The organism is Curtobacterium pusillum (genome assembly GCF_007673235.1).
In the GTDB taxonomy this organism is placed as follows: Bacteria; Actinomycetota; Actinomycetes; order Actinomycetales; family Microbacteriaceae; genus Curtobacterium; species Curtobacterium pusillum_C.
Genome location: NZ_VDZH01000004.1, coordinates 260,995 through 276,550, shown reverse-complemented (window position 1 = coordinate 276,550; position 15,556 = coordinate 260,995). Strand labels below are relative to the sequence as shown.

General features: G+C 70.7%; 17 protein-coding genes and 1 tRNA gene. 10 read left to right on the top strand and 8 right to left on the bottom strand.

What is annotated here, in order from left to right:
- Window positions 1–2 precede the first annotated feature (2 nt).
- Together FS532_RS13000 and FS532_RS12995 are read right to left on the bottom strand one after the other, a co-directional pair.
- On the bottom strand, window positions 3–875 hold the full coding sequence (locus FS532_RS13000; protein ID WP_144754960.1) for an N-acetylneuraminate synthase family protein: 873 nt from the start codon (window positions 873–875) through the stop codon (window positions 3–5).
- Window positions 872–1,594, bottom strand: coding sequence for an acylneuraminate cytidylyltransferase family protein (locus tag FS532_RS12995; RefSeq protein WP_144754957.1), 723 nt, complete (start codon window positions 1,592–1,594; stop codon window positions 872–874). The genes FS532_RS13000 and FS532_RS12995 overlap by 4 nt, the downstream gene beginning before the upstream one ends.
- A 158-nt stretch (window positions 1,595–1,752) precedes the next feature.
- Between FS532_RS12995 and FS532_RS12990 the strand changes: the two genes are divergently transcribed.
- The 3 genes from FS532_RS12990 (at window position 1,753) to FS532_RS12980 (ending at window position 4,508) form a co-directional block, all read left to right on the top strand.
- Complete coding sequence (locus FS532_RS12990; RefSeq protein WP_144754954.1) at window positions 1,753–3,840, top strand: ArnT family glycosyltransferase; 2,088 nt, start codon at window positions 1,753–1,755, stop codon at window positions 3,838–3,840.
- Window positions 3,841–3,860: 20 nt separating this feature from the next.
- Window positions 3,861–4,421 (top strand): AAA family ATPase, encoded by a 561-nt coding sequence (locus FS532_RS12985; RefSeq protein ID WP_144754951.1) that lies wholly within the window; start codon window positions 3,861–3,863, stop codon window positions 4,419–4,421.
- A gap of 14 nt (window positions 4,422–4,435) precedes the next feature.
- Window positions 4,436–4,508: transfer RNA gene (locus tag FS532_RS12980), tRNA-Arg, on the top strand.
- Window positions 4,509–4,564: 56 nt separating this feature from the next.
- Here the strand turns inward: FS532_RS12980 and FS532_RS12975 are convergent.
- Together FS532_RS12975 and FS532_RS12970 are read right to left on the bottom strand one after the other, a co-directional pair.
- Window positions 4,565–5,839 (bottom strand): hypothetical protein, encoded by a 1,275-nt coding sequence (locus tag FS532_RS12975; protein WP_144754948.1) that lies wholly within the window; start codon window positions 5,837–5,839, stop codon window positions 4,565–4,567.
- Between the two features lie 92 nt (window positions 5,840–5,931).
- Window positions 5,932–6,198, bottom strand: a complete 267-nt coding sequence (locus FS532_RS12970) for a hypothetical protein (RefSeq protein WP_144754945.1) — start codon at window positions 6,196–6,198, stop codon at window positions 5,932–5,934.
- 176 nt (window positions 6,199–6,374) lie between these two features.
- On the opposite strand from FS532_RS12970, the gene msrA reads away from it, so the two are divergent.
- The 3 genes from msrA (at window position 6,375) to FS532_RS12955 (ending at window position 7,894) form a co-directional block, all read left to right on the top strand.
- Window positions 6,375–6,902 (top strand): peptide-methionine (S)-S-oxide reductase MsrA, encoded by a 528-nt coding sequence (gene msrA, locus FS532_RS12965; protein WP_144754941.1) that lies wholly within the window; start codon window positions 6,375–6,377, stop codon window positions 6,900–6,902.
- Between the two features lie 37 nt (window positions 6,903–6,939).
- Complete coding sequence (locus tag FS532_RS12960; RefSeq protein WP_144754939.1) at window positions 6,940–7,143, top strand: methyltransferase; 204 nt, start codon at window positions 6,940–6,942, stop codon at window positions 7,141–7,143.
- A 118-nt stretch (window positions 7,144–7,261) separates the two neighbouring features.
- Window positions 7,262–7,894, top strand: coding sequence for a single-stranded DNA-binding protein (locus FS532_RS12955; protein WP_144754936.1), 633 nt, complete (start codon window positions 7,262–7,264; stop codon window positions 7,892–7,894).
- 29 nt (window positions 7,895–7,923) lie between these two features.
- Here FS532_RS12955 and FS532_RS12950 read toward each other — a convergent pair whose 3' ends face one another.
- Window positions 7,924–8,646, bottom strand: coding sequence for a hypothetical protein (locus FS532_RS12950; protein ID WP_144754933.1), 723 nt, complete (start codon window positions 8,644–8,646; stop codon window positions 7,924–7,926).
- A 159-nt stretch (window positions 8,647–8,805) separates the two neighbouring features.
- On the opposite strand from FS532_RS12950, the gene ettA reads away from it, so the two are divergent.
- Window positions 8,806–10,491, top strand: coding sequence for an energy-dependent translational throttle protein EttA (gene ettA, locus FS532_RS12945; RefSeq protein ID WP_144754930.1), 1,686 nt, complete (start codon window positions 8,806–8,808; stop codon window positions 10,489–10,491).
- 29 nt (window positions 10,492–10,520) lie between these two features.
- Complete coding sequence (locus FS532_RS12940) at window positions 10,521–10,976, top strand: acyl-CoA thioesterase (protein WP_144754927.1); 456 nt, start codon at window positions 10,521–10,523, stop codon at window positions 10,974–10,976.
- 23 nt (window positions 10,977–10,999) lie between these two features.
- Here FS532_RS12940 and FS532_RS12935 read toward each other — a convergent pair whose 3' ends face one another.
- On the bottom strand, window positions 11,000–11,857 hold the full coding sequence (locus tag FS532_RS12935; protein ID WP_144754924.1) for an acyl-CoA thioesterase: 858 nt from the start codon (window positions 11,855–11,857) through the stop codon (window positions 11,000–11,002).
- Window positions 11,858–11,892: 35 nt separating this feature from the next.
- Window positions 11,893–12,162 carry a hypothetical protein gene (locus FS532_RS12930; RefSeq protein WP_144754921.1) on the bottom strand — a complete coding sequence of 90 codons (270 nt, stop codon included), beginning with the start codon at window positions 12,160–12,162 and terminating at the stop codon, window positions 11,893–11,895.
- A gap of 111 nt (window positions 12,163–12,273) precedes the next feature.
- On the opposite strand from FS532_RS12930, the gene FS532_RS12925 reads away from it, so the two are divergent.
- Both FS532_RS12925 and FS532_RS12920 read left to right on the top strand, forming a co-directional pair.
- The gene (locus FS532_RS12925; protein ID WP_144754918.1) at window positions 12,274–12,975 is read left to right on the top strand and encodes a hypothetical protein; all 702 of its coding nucleotides are present in this window, start codon (window positions 12,274–12,276) and stop codon (window positions 12,973–12,975) included.
- Between the two features lie 37 nt (window positions 12,976–13,012).
- On the top strand, window positions 13,013–13,855 hold the full coding sequence (locus FS532_RS12920; protein WP_144754915.1) for an NAD(P)H-binding protein: 843 nt from the start codon (window positions 13,013–13,015) through the stop codon (window positions 13,853–13,855).
- Window positions 13,856–13,936: 81 nt separating this feature from the next.
- On the opposite strand, the gene FS532_RS12915 is transcribed toward FS532_RS12920, so the two are convergent.
- Window positions 13,937–15,433 (bottom strand): chitinase, encoded by a 1,497-nt coding sequence (locus FS532_RS12915; RefSeq protein WP_144754912.1) that lies wholly within the window; start codon window positions 15,431–15,433, stop codon window positions 13,937–13,939.
- Between the last annotated feature and the right edge of the window lie 123 nt (window positions 15,434–15,556).

Sequence of the window (15,556 nt, the reverse complement as noted above, 5' to 3'; positions counted from 1 at the left end):
GGTCACGCTCCGACGCGGCGCAGCTTCGCGAGCGGTGCCCGCTCGCCGGGCATGACCCGCTTGACGCCGTCGCCGAGCGCCGTCTCGATGATGCGCACGTCGCGTGCCAGCGTCTGCAGGCCGTGCGGCTCGAGCGAGGCGGCGTGGTCGGAGCCCCACATCGTGCGGTCGAGGGTGATGTGCCGCTCCACCGCGGTGGCCCCGAGGGCGACCGCCGCGATCGAGATCTGCAGGCCGGGCTCGTGGCCCGAGTAGCCGACCGGCACGCCCGCGTAGCGGTTCGCGAGGGTGTCGATCATGCGGAGGTTGGCCTCCTCGGGCGGGAGCGGGTACGTCGAGGTGGCGTGCAGGAGCACGAGCCGCTCGGTGCCGAGGGCCTCCACTGCCCGGTCGATCTGCTCGAGCGTCGACATGCCCGTCGAGAGGATCACCGGCTTGCCGGTCGCGGCGACGGCGGCGAGCAGGCCGAGGTCGGTCACCGAAGCCGAGGCGATCTTGTACGCGACGACGTTCAGGTCCTCGAGGAAGTCCACCGACGGCTCGTCCCACGGCGAGGCGAACCAGTCGAGCCCACGCATGGTGGCGTGGTCGCCGATCTCGATGTACTGGTCGCGGTCGAACTCCACACGGTAGCGGTACTCCAGGTAGGTCATCTCGCCCCACGGCGTCGACCGGGGCGTGTTCTTCATGTGCTCCGGCGTGGAGATCGCCGGCGTGCGCTTCTGGAACTTCACCGCCTGCAGCCCGGCGTCGGCCGCGACGTCGATGAGCCGCTTCGCGATGTCGACGTCGCCGTTGTGGTTGAGGCCGATCTCGCCGATCAGGTAGGCGGGGTGGCCCGCGCCGATCGTGGACGTGCCGATGGTGACCGTCATGGTGCTCCGTTCAGGGCTGGGTCGAGGTGCGGCGCGAGGGCTTCGGCGACCGCGAGGTCACCGGGGTCGTCGATGTCGATTGCGCCGCGGGGGTCGACGACGACGAGTTCCACCCGCCCGTGGAAGCGGTGGCGGTGCTGCCGGAAGGCCGCGGTCCGGAAGACGTAGAACGCGCCGGTCTCGCGGTACTCCGGCTCGCGGTCCTGGCGGCGGGGACGGACCGCGGCGTCGTGGTTCACGGCGCGGGCGGTGCCGGCACCGTCTGGCTCGCGTTCGATGCGCCACAGGAAGGCGTGCGAGGGGGTCGCCGCGAACACCGAGTCGGCGAGGCCGTCACGCACCCGGGCGACGGCGGAATCGAGGTCCGCCGGGTCGGTGAACGGCGACGTGGCCTGCAGGAACACGACGACCTCGGGCTCCTCGCCCGCGGCCGCCAAATCGTCGAGGACGTGCAGCAGCGCCGACTCCGACGACGCCTCGTCACCCGCCAGCTCGGTCGGCCGTCGGACCACCCGGGCGCCGGCGCGCTCGGCCTCGGCGGCGATCGCGTCGCCGTCGGTCGAGACCACCACGGCGTCGATCGACGTTGCCTCCAGCGCCGCCTCCACCGCACGGCGGACCAGGGACCGGCCTGCGACCGCGCGGAGGTTCTTCCCCGGGATCCCCTTCGAACCGGCACGGGCGGGGACGACCGCGACGACGGAACCGGTGGAGCGCATGTCCGGACGCTACGAAGCGCCGGTGACCCGGAAGCGAACACCAGGCAGACGCGCGCCGAACCGTTCCGGAACCCGCCCTGCGGGGCCGAGCCGTGCCTCCCGGCAGTTGCACAGCGGTACCAACGGATGCCGAAAGCCGACGCGGTGACCCTGGGACCATGAGCGTCACGTCCCGCACACCCGTCGTCCAGCGAGCACGCTGGGAACGCCCGGCGTTCCTCGGGCTGCTCCTCTTCACCGGGGTGCTGTACATCGTGAACCTCGGGGTGAACGGGTACGCGAACGCGTTCTACTCCGCCGCCGTGCAGGCCGGCAGCACGAACTGGGAGGCGTTCTTCTACGGGTCCTCGGACGCCGGCAACTCGATCACCGTCGACAAGCCGCCCGCGTTCCTATGGGTCATGGAGCTGTCCGTGCGGCTCTTCGGCCTGAACTCGTGGGCGATCCTCGTGCCCGAGGCGCTCATGGGCGTCGGTGCCGTGGCGCTGCTGTACGTCATCGTGCGGCGACGGTTCTCGGCCGGATCGGCCCTGATCGCCGGAGCCGCGCTCGCGACGACCCCGGTAGCGACGCTCATGTTCCGGTTCAACAACCCGGACGCGCTGCTCACCCTGCTCATGGTCCTGTCGCTCTGGCTCGTCCTGCGCGGTGTCGAGAGCGGGCGCGTGCGGTGGGTCGTGCTCGCCGGGGTGGCCGTCGGGATCGCGTTCCTGACGAAGCAGCTGCAGGGGTTCCTCATCCTGCCCGTGCTCGTCGGCGTTTACCTGTACTGCTCGTCACTGCCGTTCGTGAAGCGCCTCGTGCACCTGCTGTGGGCGGCGCTCGCCGTGGTCGTCGCCGGCGGCTGGTGGGTGGCGATCGTGGAACTCGTGCCGAGTTCCGCGCGGCCGTACGTCGGCGGATCGCAGACGAACTCGTTCCTCGAGTTGACCTTCGGGTACAACGGCCTCGGGCGTGTGACCGGCGACGAGACCGGCAGCGTCACGGGCGGTGGAGGGGGCGGCACTGCCGGCGCGGGGTCGTGGGGTGCCACCGGGCTCCTGCGACTGTTCGGCTCGGAGTTCGCCGGGCAGATCACCTGGCTGCTGCCGACCGCGCTCGTCCTGCTCGTGGCGTCGCTCGTCGCCCTCGGGTTCCGGCAGCGGACCTCGGCCAGACTCGCGACGGTGCTCGCACTCGGCGGCGCCCTGCTGCTCACCGCCCTCGTGTTCAGCTTCATGGGCGGGATCTTCCACCCGTACTACACGGTCGCCCTCGCCCCGTACCTCGCCGGGATCGTGGGGATCGGCGCCGGGTTGCTGTGGGAGCGACGCGGATCCTGGTGGTGGCGGGGGACCGCGGCGCTCGCGGTGGTCGTGACCGTGGTGTGGCAGTGGCACCTGCTGACGGCGGCGTCGGGGTGGCAGCCGTGGATCCGGTGGGTGGTGCTCGGGGTCGGGGTGCTGACGGCGGTCGCGGTGCTCGTGCCGGTGCGGCGGGCCGGGGGTTGGGCGGATGTTCCTCCGCTCGATGTGAGCGGTGCTCGCCGGGCGTGGGGGCTGCCCGCTCGCTGGGCCCGTCCTGTCGGTGGCGTGGCCGTCGTGGGCGCGCTGGTCACGGGACTGCTCGGTCCGACGGCGTACTCGATCGACACGGTGACGACCGCGCACACGGGCTCGTTGCCGTCGGCGGGGCCGAGTGTGGCGGGTGCCGGGTTCGGCGGCGGGGGCCGGGGCGGCTTCGGTGGTGGCGGCGGCCGGGGCTTCGGCGGTGGCGGTGGTGCGGCTGGCGGCGGGGGCGCTGGTGGCGGTGCTGCGACGGGCGGTGGTGCGACGGGCGGGCCGGGAGGCGTCGGCGGGCCGGGCGCGGGAGGTGCCGGGCGTGGGTTCGGCGGTGGTGGAGCCGGCAGTCTGCTGGGCGGGTCGACCGACGTGGCCTCCGCGCTGCAGGAGGCACTGCGGGAGGACGCTTCCGACTACACCTGGGTGGCCGCCACGATCGGTTCGAACAGCGCTGCCACGTACCAGCTCGCCACGGGGGAGTCCGTGATGCCGATCGGTGGGTTCAACGGCTCCGACCCGTCACCGACCCTCGCGGAGTTCAAGGAGTACGTGGCTGCGGGCGAGATCCACTACTTCATCGCCGGGAGCGTCGGCCGGTCGAACGGTGGGAGCGACGCCGCCTCGGAGATCTCCGCGTGGGTCGAGTCGCACTACGCGGCGACGACGATCGGCGGCGTGACCGTCTACGACCTGACGACCGGGTGACGCCGGGCTAGGGTCGATGGATGCTCGGTGCCGACGACCCACTCGATCCGACCCCGCGGCGCATCCTGGTCGCCGGCACGACGGGCGTCGGGAAGACCACGACGGCCGGACGCATCGGTGCCGTACTGGGGGTCCCGCACACCGAGATCGACTCGCTGTTCCACGGCCCGGACTGGGAACCGCGGGAGACGTTCGTCGCCGACGTCGAGGCGTACACGAGCGAACCGACCTGGGTCACGGAGTGGCAGTACACCCCGGTCCGGGCGCTGTTGGCGGAGCGAGCGGACACCCTGGTGTGGATCGACCTGCCGACACCGGTGGCACTGTGGAGGCTGCTCCGCCGGACCCTCCGGCGACGACTGCGGCGCGTCGAGCTCTGGAACGGCAACGTCGAGCCGTCGCTCTGGACGTTCTTCACCGACGAGGGGCACATCCTGCGCTGGGGCATCCGGACCCGGAACGTCTCGCGCCGGCGCGTTCCCGAACTCGCCACGTCGGCACCACACCTGCGGATCGTGCACCTGCGGTCGCAGCGGGAGATCGATCGGTTCGTGCAGCACCTCGGCGGAGGCCGCGGATAGAATCGTGGCCGTCCGCCTCCGTAGCTCAGTGGATAGAGCAGGTGGTTTCTACCCACCGTGCCGCGGGTTCGATTCCTGCCGGGGGCACCCACGACGAAGGCCGCCGTCCCTCGGGACGGCGGCCTTCGTGCTGGAGCGATGGTCTACTCGTCGTCCTCTGCGGCGCGACGACGGAGCTCGCTGGCACTGATCGGCTGCGTGTAGGGCGCCTCCGAGGTCTCGTTCGCGTCGGTCGGTTCCGCCGGGGCGTCGGCGATGCGCGTGGGGACCGAGGTCGTGATCGGCGCGCGGGGTGCGTCGACCTTCCGGCCGTCCGTGTCCGGCGTGCGGTTGACGTGCGCGTCGGCCGAGGTCGGCTTCGCGACGGGTGGCGGCACGGAGCCGGGCGCGGTCGCGGACGTTGCGGTCGTGCTCGGCTTCGATCCAGCACCGCGCGCGTCGTCCACGGCGTCCGCGTTGTCGGCGTCGGAGTCCCTGCCCACCGGGGAACCCAGGGTCGGGCGAACGGGCGATCCGGGCAGCGGTGTGGTCGCTCCGTCACCGTAGGCGCGCGTCGTGTTGGCATCCGAGATCGGCGTCGTGGCGTTCGTGGCGTTCGTGCCGTTCGTGGCATTCGTGGGGTTCGTGCCGCGCGTGCCGTTCGTGCCGTTCGTGTCCGTGATCGGCGTGGTGGCGTTCGGGTCGACCGGGGCCGAACCGCGGGTGACCGAGAACCCTGCACCTGCACCTGTGCCGGCACCCGTCGGGGTGGAGGGGGCCGCGGCTCCGGGCCGCTGTGCGGCGGGCCGGAGCGACGTCGTGGTCGGGGTGGGCCGCTCGGCTGCCGGAGCAGCGGTCGTCGCGGGCGCGGCCGTGTCGGCCGGGGCGACCTGGTCGGCGTTCCACTCCTGCTGACGCTTGATGAGGTCGGCGTCGGGGTCCGGCGAGTCGAACTTCCAGCGCTCGAGGTCGCTCTTGAACAGCTTGCGAGCACGACCGGGACGTGCTTGCCACTCGAGCAGGCGATCGCGGAACTCGGCGAGCGACTGCTCCGCCTGGAAGCTGAACGTCGACGAGTTCTTCTTGATGTCGGCGATCTCGTGCTGCGTCCAGTTGGCCGCGAGCGGAGCACCGGCGACGGGCAGCAGTCGGAGACGGATGTCGGCGTCCTCCGCCAGGTGGTCGGCGTAGGCGCGTTCGTCGTGCCCGAGCGAGCCCCAGGCCGCCGCCTTGCGTGCCGCGGAGACGATGCCCGCGACGGCCGTGTTGCGGGCCTCGCGCTCCTGCATCGCTACGACGCGCTTCGTCGCCCCACGGCCGATGAGCGCCGCGACGACGCCGGCGACGATGATCGCGACGAAGGGGATGAGTGCTCCGGAGATCACTCGCCAGCCGTTGTCCGACGAGATCCAGTCGGTCAGGTCGTTCCACCAGTCCATGCGCGCACCATACTCACGAAACGGTCAGGCGTCGGGGAGGTCGGGCGGCGTTCCGTCCATCCGACCGGACTTGATTCCAATGTGGAACATCATCAGCCCCACCGGAGGCAGTCCACGGCGTCGTCGGCGGACCACACGTTCGGCAGCTCGACGAACCGGCGCTCGGTCGACACGTACCGGCGGGCACGGTACGCGGTCCCGCCGGCGACGTCGACCCGGTCCACGTAGCCGACGATCTCGCCGTTCGCGCGGGTCACCCGGCTGAGGTCGTCGCGGACGTCGAGGATCCGGAGGTCACCGCGCGAACGGGCGACGGGCACGGTGCGGATCCGCAGTGCGGGTTCGGTCGTCGTGTGCATAGTGGTGCCTCCGGTTCGTCGTGCGGTTCGTCGTCCTGGGAAGGACGCTACGGCGCACCACCGACACGCCGAGCGCCGGTCGCCCTCCTTGGGGAACGTCGGCGACCGCGTCCGCGTTGTGGAGGAGGGAGTCGCGGTCGCGGCTCGCTCGAAGACCGGGAAGGTAGGTTGAGCGCATGACCACGTTCGTGCTCGCAGGTGGATGTTTCTGGTGTCTCGACGCCGTGTACCGCACGCTCCAGGGCGTGCAGGACGTGGTGTCCGGGTACGTCGGCGGTGCGGTGGAGGACCCCTCCTACGAACTGGTCTGCACCGGGACCACCGGCCACGCCGAGGCCGTGGCGGTCACCTTCGACGAGACGGCGATCCCCGCCGAGGTCGTCCTCGACGTGTTCTTCACGCTGCACGACCCGCGTCAGCTCAACCGGCAGGGTGCCGACGTCGGCACCCAGTACCGGTCGGCGATGTTCCCGGCGGATGACGACCAGAAGGCCCTGTTCGAGCGTGCGATCGAGCGCGGTTCGGACATCTGGGACGGTGGCATCGTGACCACGATCGAGCCGTTGGGTACCTTCTACCGTGCGGAGGAGTACCACCAGGACTTCTTCGCGAAGAACCCCGGTCAGGGCTACTGCCTCGCGGTGGCACTGCCGAAGGTGAACAAGGTCCGCAAGGCCTACAGTCAGTACATCCTGGCGTCCTGACAGTCGGGCGTCGGGGCCACGAGGAGGTGGTCGAACGATGACGAACAACACCGGGACCTGGGTAGCGGTCGGACCGGCGGGAGCGGTGGGCAGCATCCACCTCGCCGACGGCGGCTTCCGGGTCGAGCTCTACGGTCACCGCGGCGCCGGCGGGACGTACCCGTCGCTCGAGTCCGCGAAGGGCGCGGTCCACGCGGCGCTCGGACCGCTCGCCGATCGGCCCGAGTTCCGCGCGCACTGACGGTTCCGGACCGGAGGCGCGGGGGACTTCTCCTCCACAGGTCGCCTCCCCGAGACATCCGGTCACAGATCGAGCCCCGGGGTGCTTCCGCACCCCGGGGCTCGATGACGATCGACGCATGAACGACACCATCACCGTCTGCGGGATCATCGCCACCGAGCCGCGTCACCTCGTGACCGACACCGGCATCGCCATCACGAGCATGCGGCTCGCCTCACCCTCGCGGCGCTGGGACCGCGCCACCGCCACGTGGACGAACGGCGCCACTAACTGGTTCACCGTCACCGCGTTCCGGTCCCTCGCCGCGAACGTCCACAAGTCGTTGAAGAAGGGCGACCGCGTCGTCGTGACGGGCCGGGTCCGCATCCGGACGTGGGAACGCGACGGCCGCGGGGGCACCTCGGTCGAGATCGACGCCGAGGGGCTCGGCCACGACCTCGCGTGGGGGATCAGCAACTGGATCCGTGTCCCGCGTCATGCCGGCGAGGCCTCCGGTGGGCCGAGCACCGCGTCGTCGGTGGACCCGCGCACCGTCGTTGTCGACGGCTCCGTCGACCCGCACACCGTCCACGGGTCGGTGGACCCGCACACCGGGGTCGTCGACGAGTCCCTCGACGTCGATGCCGCAGCGGGCGAGGACCTCCCCGACGACTCGGACGCGGCGCTGCACGCAGCCGCGGTCCACCGGGGTGCGTTCGACCTCCCGGATCCGGACGACCTCGAGCACCCGCAGGAACGGGACGCCGCGTGAGCGCCGACGGCCCCGGCCGGCAGCGCGGGCTACCAGCGCTGCGTGATCATCGCGATGCCCGCGACCTCCTCGGTGTCCCAGTTGCCGCCCTTCGGCAGACCCGACACGCGTCCGTCGACCCAGAAGCTCGCGCCCTGGACCTTCGGCACGTTCGTCTGCCGCGCCTTGAGCCCTCGGAACGTGAACGAGGTGTTCCAGGTCCCCTGGAGCCCGGTCACGCCCGGACGGTTCCGCGTGATGATGTTCACGTTCTGGATCGACGAGTGCACGACGTCGCCGTTCAGGCGCGCGTTGGCCTCGGCGTTGAAGAAGAGACGGCCCTTCAGCGTGAGGGGGACCGCCGCCACCGTGTGGTTGTTCGCCAGGAAGGTGCCGACGCCGTTCGGGTACCAGCGCAGCATGACCGGCGTCAGGCCGTGGGTCGCGGGGCCGAGGTAGCCGTACGTGAACTTGCCGTTCTGCACGCGCTCCCAGATGAACCGGGGAGCGCCCTTGCTCACCGTCGAACCCTTGTCGGACTGGATCCCGACCGAGAACGCGTTGTTGTACGCGTCGTGGACGTTGATGTAGGACGAGTACCCCGTGCCCGTCCCGGTCTCGGAGATGCTCGCCGAGTACTCGGCGAGCGGGGTGCCGTGCGGGGCGACCGTCGCCGCGGACGCCGTGGCGCCCGTGGGGACGACGAGTCCCGCGGCGAGGGCGAACGCTCCGATGACGGGGAGCGCGAGTCGGTGCAACCGTGTTCTGGCCATGTCCATGATCCTGATCTGCTTGCGTTCGACGGATGCCTCTGGTTGAAGGCCAGGCCACGGTACGTCGAAGTCTGCGAGCGCAACAGCCCCCGTGCGGGTTCCGGCGAGCACGACGCAGCAGGCGCAGCATGCGCGCTCGGTCAGTAGACTTGTCGCGATATGGCTGAGTACATCTACCAGATGGTCCGCGCCCGCAAGGCGGTCGGCGACAAGCTGATCCTCGACGACGTCACGATGTCGTTCCTCCCCGGCGCCAAGATCGGCGTCGTCGGACCGAACGGTGCGGGCAAGTCGACGATCCTGAAGATCATGGCGGGTCTCGACCAGCCGTCCAACGGCGAGGCGAAGCTCACACCGGGCTTCACCGTCGGCATCCTCATGCAGGAACCCGAGCTCGACGAGTCGAAGACCGTCCTCGAGAACGTGCAGGAAGGCGTCGGCGAGATCCACGCCAAGGTCACCCGCTTCAACGAGATCTCCGCGTTGATGGCGGAGCCGGACGCCGACTTCGACGCCCTCCTCGCCGAGATGGGCACCCTGCAGGAAGAGATCGACGCGGCCGACGCGTGGGACCTCGACTCGCAGCTCGAGCAGGCGATGGCCGCGCTGCAGTGCCCTCCGGGGGACGAGCTCGTCACGCACCTGTCCGGTGGTGAGAAGCGTCGTGTCGCGCTCTGCAAGCTCCTGCTGCAGAAGCCCGACCTGCTCCTCCTCGACGAGCCCACCAATCACCTCGACGCCGAGTCCGTGCTCTGGCTCGAGCAGCACCTGCAGCAGTACCACGGCGCCGTCCTGGCCGTGACCCACGACCGGTACTTCCTCGACCACGTCGCCGAGTGGATCGCCGAGGTCGACCGCGGCCGCCTCTACCCGTACGAGGGCAACTACTCGACCTACCTCGAGAAGAAGCGCGCCCGGCTCGAGGTCCAGGGCAAGAAGGACGCCAAGCTCGCGAAGCGGCTGTCCTCCGAGCTCGACTGGGTCCGCAGCAACACGAAGGGGCGTCAGGCGAAGTCGAAGGCCCGCCTGGCCCGCTACGAGGAGATGGTCACCGAGGCCGAGCGCACGCGCAAGCTCGACTTCGAGGAGATCGTCATCCCCGTGGGTCCGCGTCTGGGCTCGCAGGTCATCGACGCGGAGAAGCTGCACAAGCAGTTCGGCGAGCGCGTGATCATCGACGACCTGTCGTTCACGCTGCCCCGCAACGGCATCGTCGGCGTCATCGGCCCGAACGGTGTCGGCAAGACCACGCTCTTCAAGACGATCGTCGGCCTCGAGCCCCTCGACGGCGGCACGCTGAAGATCGGTGAGACGGTCGACATCTCGTACGTCGACCAGAGCCGTGGCGGCATCGACCCGAACAAGAACCTGTGGGAGGTCGTGTCCGACGGGCTCGACTACATCCAGGTCGGCAAGACCGAGATCCCGTCGCGTGCGTACGTGTCGCAGTTCGGGTTCAAGGGCCCGGACCAGCAGAAGCGTGCCGGCATCCTCTCCGGTGGTGAGCGCAACCGTCTCAACCTCGCGCTGACGCTGAAGCAGGGCGGCAACCTGCTGCTCCTCGACGAGCCGACGAACGACCTGGACGTCGAAACCCTCGGCAGCCTCGAGAACGCACTGCTCGAGTACCCCGGCTGCGCCGTGGTCATCACGCACGACCGGTGGTTCCTCGACCGCATCGCGACGCACATCCTCGCGTGGGAGGGCCTGAACGAGGACGGCACCCCGAACTGGTACTGGTTCGAGGGCAACTTCGAGGCCTACGAGGAGAACAAGATCGAGCGACTCGGGGCCGAGGCCGCGAAGCCCGGACGGGCGACGTACCGCAAGCTCACCCGCGACTGACCGTGGCGCGACTGCACGCTCCCATCCGCATGCGGTGGAGCGACATCGACGCCTACGGTCACGTCAACAACTCCGCGATGCTGCGCCTCCTGGAAGAGGCGCGCATCGTGGGGTTCTGGGGACCCGACCCGGACGAGTTCGCGGCCGACGGGTCGATCCCGGAGCCGATCATCGACGGGCGTCCGGGTTCCGGCACGATGACGGTGATCGCGGGGCAGCGGCTGGAGTACCTGGCCTCGATCCCGTACTTCCGGCAGCCGCTCGACATCCAGATGTGGATCGGGCGGATCGGGGGAGCGAGCATCGACGTCTCGTACGAGGTGTGGTCGCCCGTCGGGCACGAACCCGCGGTGCTCTACACCCGTGCGACGACGGCGCTCGTGATGGTCGACGCTGCGAGCAACCGGCCACGGCGGCTCACCGAGGCCGAGCGTGCGGCGTGCGCGCCGTACACCGAGCCGGCGGTCGAGTTCTCCCGGCCGTAGACCGGGCGCACGACGGGACGGCGTCAGCGCGGGATGCGCATCATGCCCTCCTGCGCGACCGATGCCAGCAGCCGACCGTCCGGCGAGAACATCCGGCCGAACGCGAGTCCCCGACCGCCCTGTGCGCTCGGGGACTCCTGCGTGTACAGCACCCACTCGTCGGCACGACCGTCGCGGTGCCACCACATCGCGTGGTCGAGGCTCGCGCTCTTGACCCCGGGTGTGCCCCAGGCCACACCGTGCCGACGCATGATCGGCTCGAGGATCGACAGGTCGCTCGCGTACCCGAGGACCGCGCGGTGCAGCGCCGGGTCCTCCGGCAGGTCGCCCTCCACCCGGAACCAGACGGCCTGGTGCGGGACGTGCTCGCCCTGCACGTCGACGAACACCGGCCCCTCGACGTGTCGGAGGTCGATCGAGCGTTCGGCCCACGCCCGGGCGACGGGGTGGTCGATCGCGGACAGGATGGCGGCCGCCGACGGCAGGGACTCCGGCGCGGGGACGTCGACCGGGAACGGGTCCTGGTGCTCGACGCCCTCGTCCGGCCGCTGGAAGGACGCGATCATCGAGAAGATCGGGACGCCGCGCTGGTAGGCCTGCACCCGGCGGGCCGCGAAGGACCGGCCGTCGTGGATGCGCTCGATGCCGAACGTGATCGGCACGTCGATGTCGCCGGGGCGGAGGAAGTACCCGTGCATCGAGTGGATGTCGCGGTCCTCGATGGTGGACTGCGCGGCGACGATGCACTGCGCGAGGACCTGACCGCCGAAGACGCGGCCGCCGGGGGACCAGTGGCTTGCACCGGTGAGGATCGTCTCGCCGGTGCTCGCACCCGTGTCCTCGAGTCGGAGGGTGCTGAGGAAGTCCGGTTCACCGTTCACACGAGCAGTCTCACACGAGCCGGGGCACGAGCCCGCTACGAACGACGCCGTGCGGGGGCCGCGGTGACCACCGACCGCACGACACCCCAGGCGACGACGGCGAGCAGCGCGCCGACGACGCTGCACACCCAGGCGCTCAGCAGGTTCGTCCACATCGTCGGGGCGACCACCCAGAACAGGAAGTTCGCGGTCGTCGCACCGCCCAGGCCGAGCAGGATCGCGACCCGCCGTTCCATGCTCGGGACGGCCAGGGCCGTGGTGGCGACGAGGACGGACACGACGAGGTTCGCGAGCAGGAGCACCATGCACGCCAGCGTCGTCGGTCCGGATCGGCGGACACCCGGCACCGGCCGGGAGCCGACCGTGAGGTCGCCCAGCCGCCGCTGACAGCGGCGCCCGGTAGGCTCTGCGGTGACATGGGCACCTCGTTCACGCTTCCTGACGCAGCCTCCCTCGGAGACCTCCGCACCTACCTCGGACGGGCCGCCCGCATCGAGGACGGGTCCGTCCGCCTGATCGCGGACTCGGGCGTGCTGGCGGTGTACACGGCGATCCTGTACCCGCTCGGCCTGCTCGACGAACTGCCGACGGTCCTCGGTCTCCGCACGTTCTCGCTCGCGCAGCCGGCCACGATCGACGCCGTCGTGCCGCTCGCCTCGTTGCAGGAGCGCCTGCGGGTGCTGGCCGAGGCGCACGACGCCGAGCACGCCGACGGTGCGGACCCGACCCGTGCCACCCCGATCGAGGTCGAGCTCCCGCACGAGGTGCACACCGTGACGTGGGCTGCCATCTCCCCGCCCCGCGGTGGATGGGTGCCGCTGCCGGACGTCTCGCCGGAGCACCTCCGCCGCGCAGCGCGGGACGGCATCGCCGAGGTCGCCGACGCCGTGCCGTCGAACGCGGGCGAGGCGATCGTCCGGAAGATCCGCGCCGAGGTGTGGGGCCGTCCGGTCGCGGGCATCGAGCACGTGCCGGCCGGTGCCGGGTTCGCGGGGGAGAGTCTCGGCTTCCTGGGACACGACCCCGTCCGGCTGTTCGAGACCGGACCGTGGAGCCGCTTGACGACCAGCCGCGGGCACGTCCTCGTGAAGCGGCGGGCCTGGACCCTCAACCTCTAGGCTGCGTTCTCCGGACGCCGCGTGGTTGGCTGGTGGCATGCACGTCTTCCTCACCGGCGCCTCCGGCTACATCGGTTCCTCCGTCCTCCGCGCCCTCGTCGCCCACGGGCACGAGGTCACGGCCCTCGTGCGCACGGACGAGAAGGCGCAGGCGGTCCGGGACGCCGGCGGGCGGGCGCTCGTCGGGGACGTCACCGACACCGACGTGGTCCGTCGTCTCGCGCACGAGGCCGACGCCGTCGTGCACACGGCGTCCGCGCAGGGCGTCGACGAGTCCTTCATCGCCACCGTCCTCGAGGCGCTCGAGGGCACCCCGAAGCCCTTCGTGCACACCGGTGGGATCTTCACCTTCGGCGACTCGACGGACATCTCCGAGCAGTCGCCCGCGTCGCCGCCGGCCATGACCGCGTGGCGTGGTCCGAACGAGGCCGTCGTCCGTGCGAGCGACGTCCGCACCACGATCGTCGCCCCTGGCATCGTCTACGGGCGCGGCGCCGGCATCCCCGCGATGTTCGTCGGCGACGGCGAGCACGAGGTCCGACTCGTCGGCGACGGCTCGCAGCGGTGGTCGACCGTGCACATCGACGACCTCGGCGAGCTCTACGTCCTCGCACTGCATCGTGGCGAGCAGGACGGCTACGTGCTCGCGGCGACCGGGGACAACCCGACGGTCCGCGAGATCGCGGAGGCCGGCGCTCACGGTTCCCCCGTGGTCGCCGAGAGCGTCGACGCGAGCCGGGAACGGCTCGGCGCGGTCTACGCGGACGCCCTGCTCATGCACCAGGAAGCGTCCGGCGCGCACGCGCGCGCCGCCTTCGGGTGGGACCCGACCCGTCCGTCCCTGCTCGAGGACCTGGCAGACGGGTCCTACGTCCGCTGACGCGACCACAAGACGGCCTGGAGGCACGTGGCGGCGCCGCCACGTGCCTCCAGTCCGGTGGGGCGTCAGCCCCGTTCGTCGCTAACCGAGCGCGTTGAGCACCGGTCGCACCGCGTTCGCGAACGCGTACCCGTTCGAAGCGTCCCAGTTGATCGACCAGGTCATCGCGCCGCGGAGCCCGGGGTACTTCGCCGACGGGACGAAGGAGCCGCAACCGGTGCCCTTCGCGAGGCAGGTCATCGCGTTGTTCACGACGCCCGGCGCGACGTACCCGCTGCCGGCGCCGCTGGTCGACGCCGGGAAGCCGAGTCCGACCTGGTCAGCGCGCAGGCCGCCCTGCAGCGAGGTGCACGCGAGCGCCGTCGCGAAGTCGACCGAGCCCTGTGCGTAGACGCCGCCGTCGCACCCGTTCATCGACCCGGAGTTGTAGTACTGCGTCTGCACGATCGTCAGGACGTCCTTGATGTTCAGTGCGAGGGCGAAGTAGTCCGACGACGTGCTGAGCATGTCGATGGTCTGCGGGGCCATCGTGATGATCATGCCCGGGTGCTTCGCCGCGACCGTGTGCAACGCCTGCGCCATGTACGTCGGGTTGACCCCGTTCTCGAGGTCGACGTCCACACCGTCGAACCCGAACGTGTTCATGAGCGAGTCGACGCTCGCGGCGAAGTTCGCGGCCGAAGCGCTGTCCGACACCGAGATCGTGCCGTTCTGCCCACCGACCGAGACGATCACCTTCTGTCCGCGGGCGTGGACCGTCGCCACGTCGGCGGTGAACTGGGCGTCCGTGTAGCCGCCGAGCTTCGTGGAGAGGCCGGGGTCGACCGAGTAGCTCACCGCGCCGGGCTTGGACGGGTCGGCGTTCGCGAAGGCGACCGCGATCAGGTCGTAGCTCGTCGGGACGTCGCTGAGCTTGAGTGCCTTCGCGCCGTTGTCGAAGTCCTGCCAGTAGCCGGTCAGCGTGTGCTTCGGGAGTTGCGCGGCCGCGCCGGTCCCGGCGCCGGGCGTCGGAGTCGGCGTGGGTGTCGGTGTCGGTGTCGGTGTCGGTGTTCGCGTCGGCGTCGCCGTCGGGGTCGCGGTCGGCGTGCCGCCGGCACCGGCCGGTCCGGCCAGCGTGAGGTCGTCGGCGAAGTACGTGCCCTGGCCGTACCAGCCGTGGACGTACACCGTGGCGCTCTTCTGGGACGCCCCCGTCGTGAACGTCGTGGACAGCTGGTGGTAGCCCGAACTCGACGTCCACGTGCTCGCACCCGAGACGCTCTCGCCGAGGTAGACGTAGCTGCCCGACACCCAGCCGGACAGCGTGTACGAGGTGCTCGGCTGCACGGCGATCGTCTGGGAGCACTGCGCGGTGTCCGACGAGGTCGGCGTACCCGACACGGCCTTCGCACCGGAGTGGACCGGCGTGGAGACGACCGAGGCGCCGGAGCACACCCAGCCGCTCGTGGTCCCCGTCTCGAACCCCGGGTTCGACACGAGGTTGCCACTCGCCGCGTCAGCGGTGTGCGGCAGGAGGACGGCCGCGGCGAGCAGGGCGACCCCGGCTCCGACGGCGGCGAGTTTCGGAACGACCTGCATGGTTCTCCTCATGAGGCGTCGCGGCCCTCGGGAGTGGGCGCCGTGCCCGGACCACACCATTCCGCAAGAACGTTGCGGAATGGTGTGGAGAGGTTATGACCAGTCGGAGCCGACCGTCAAGGG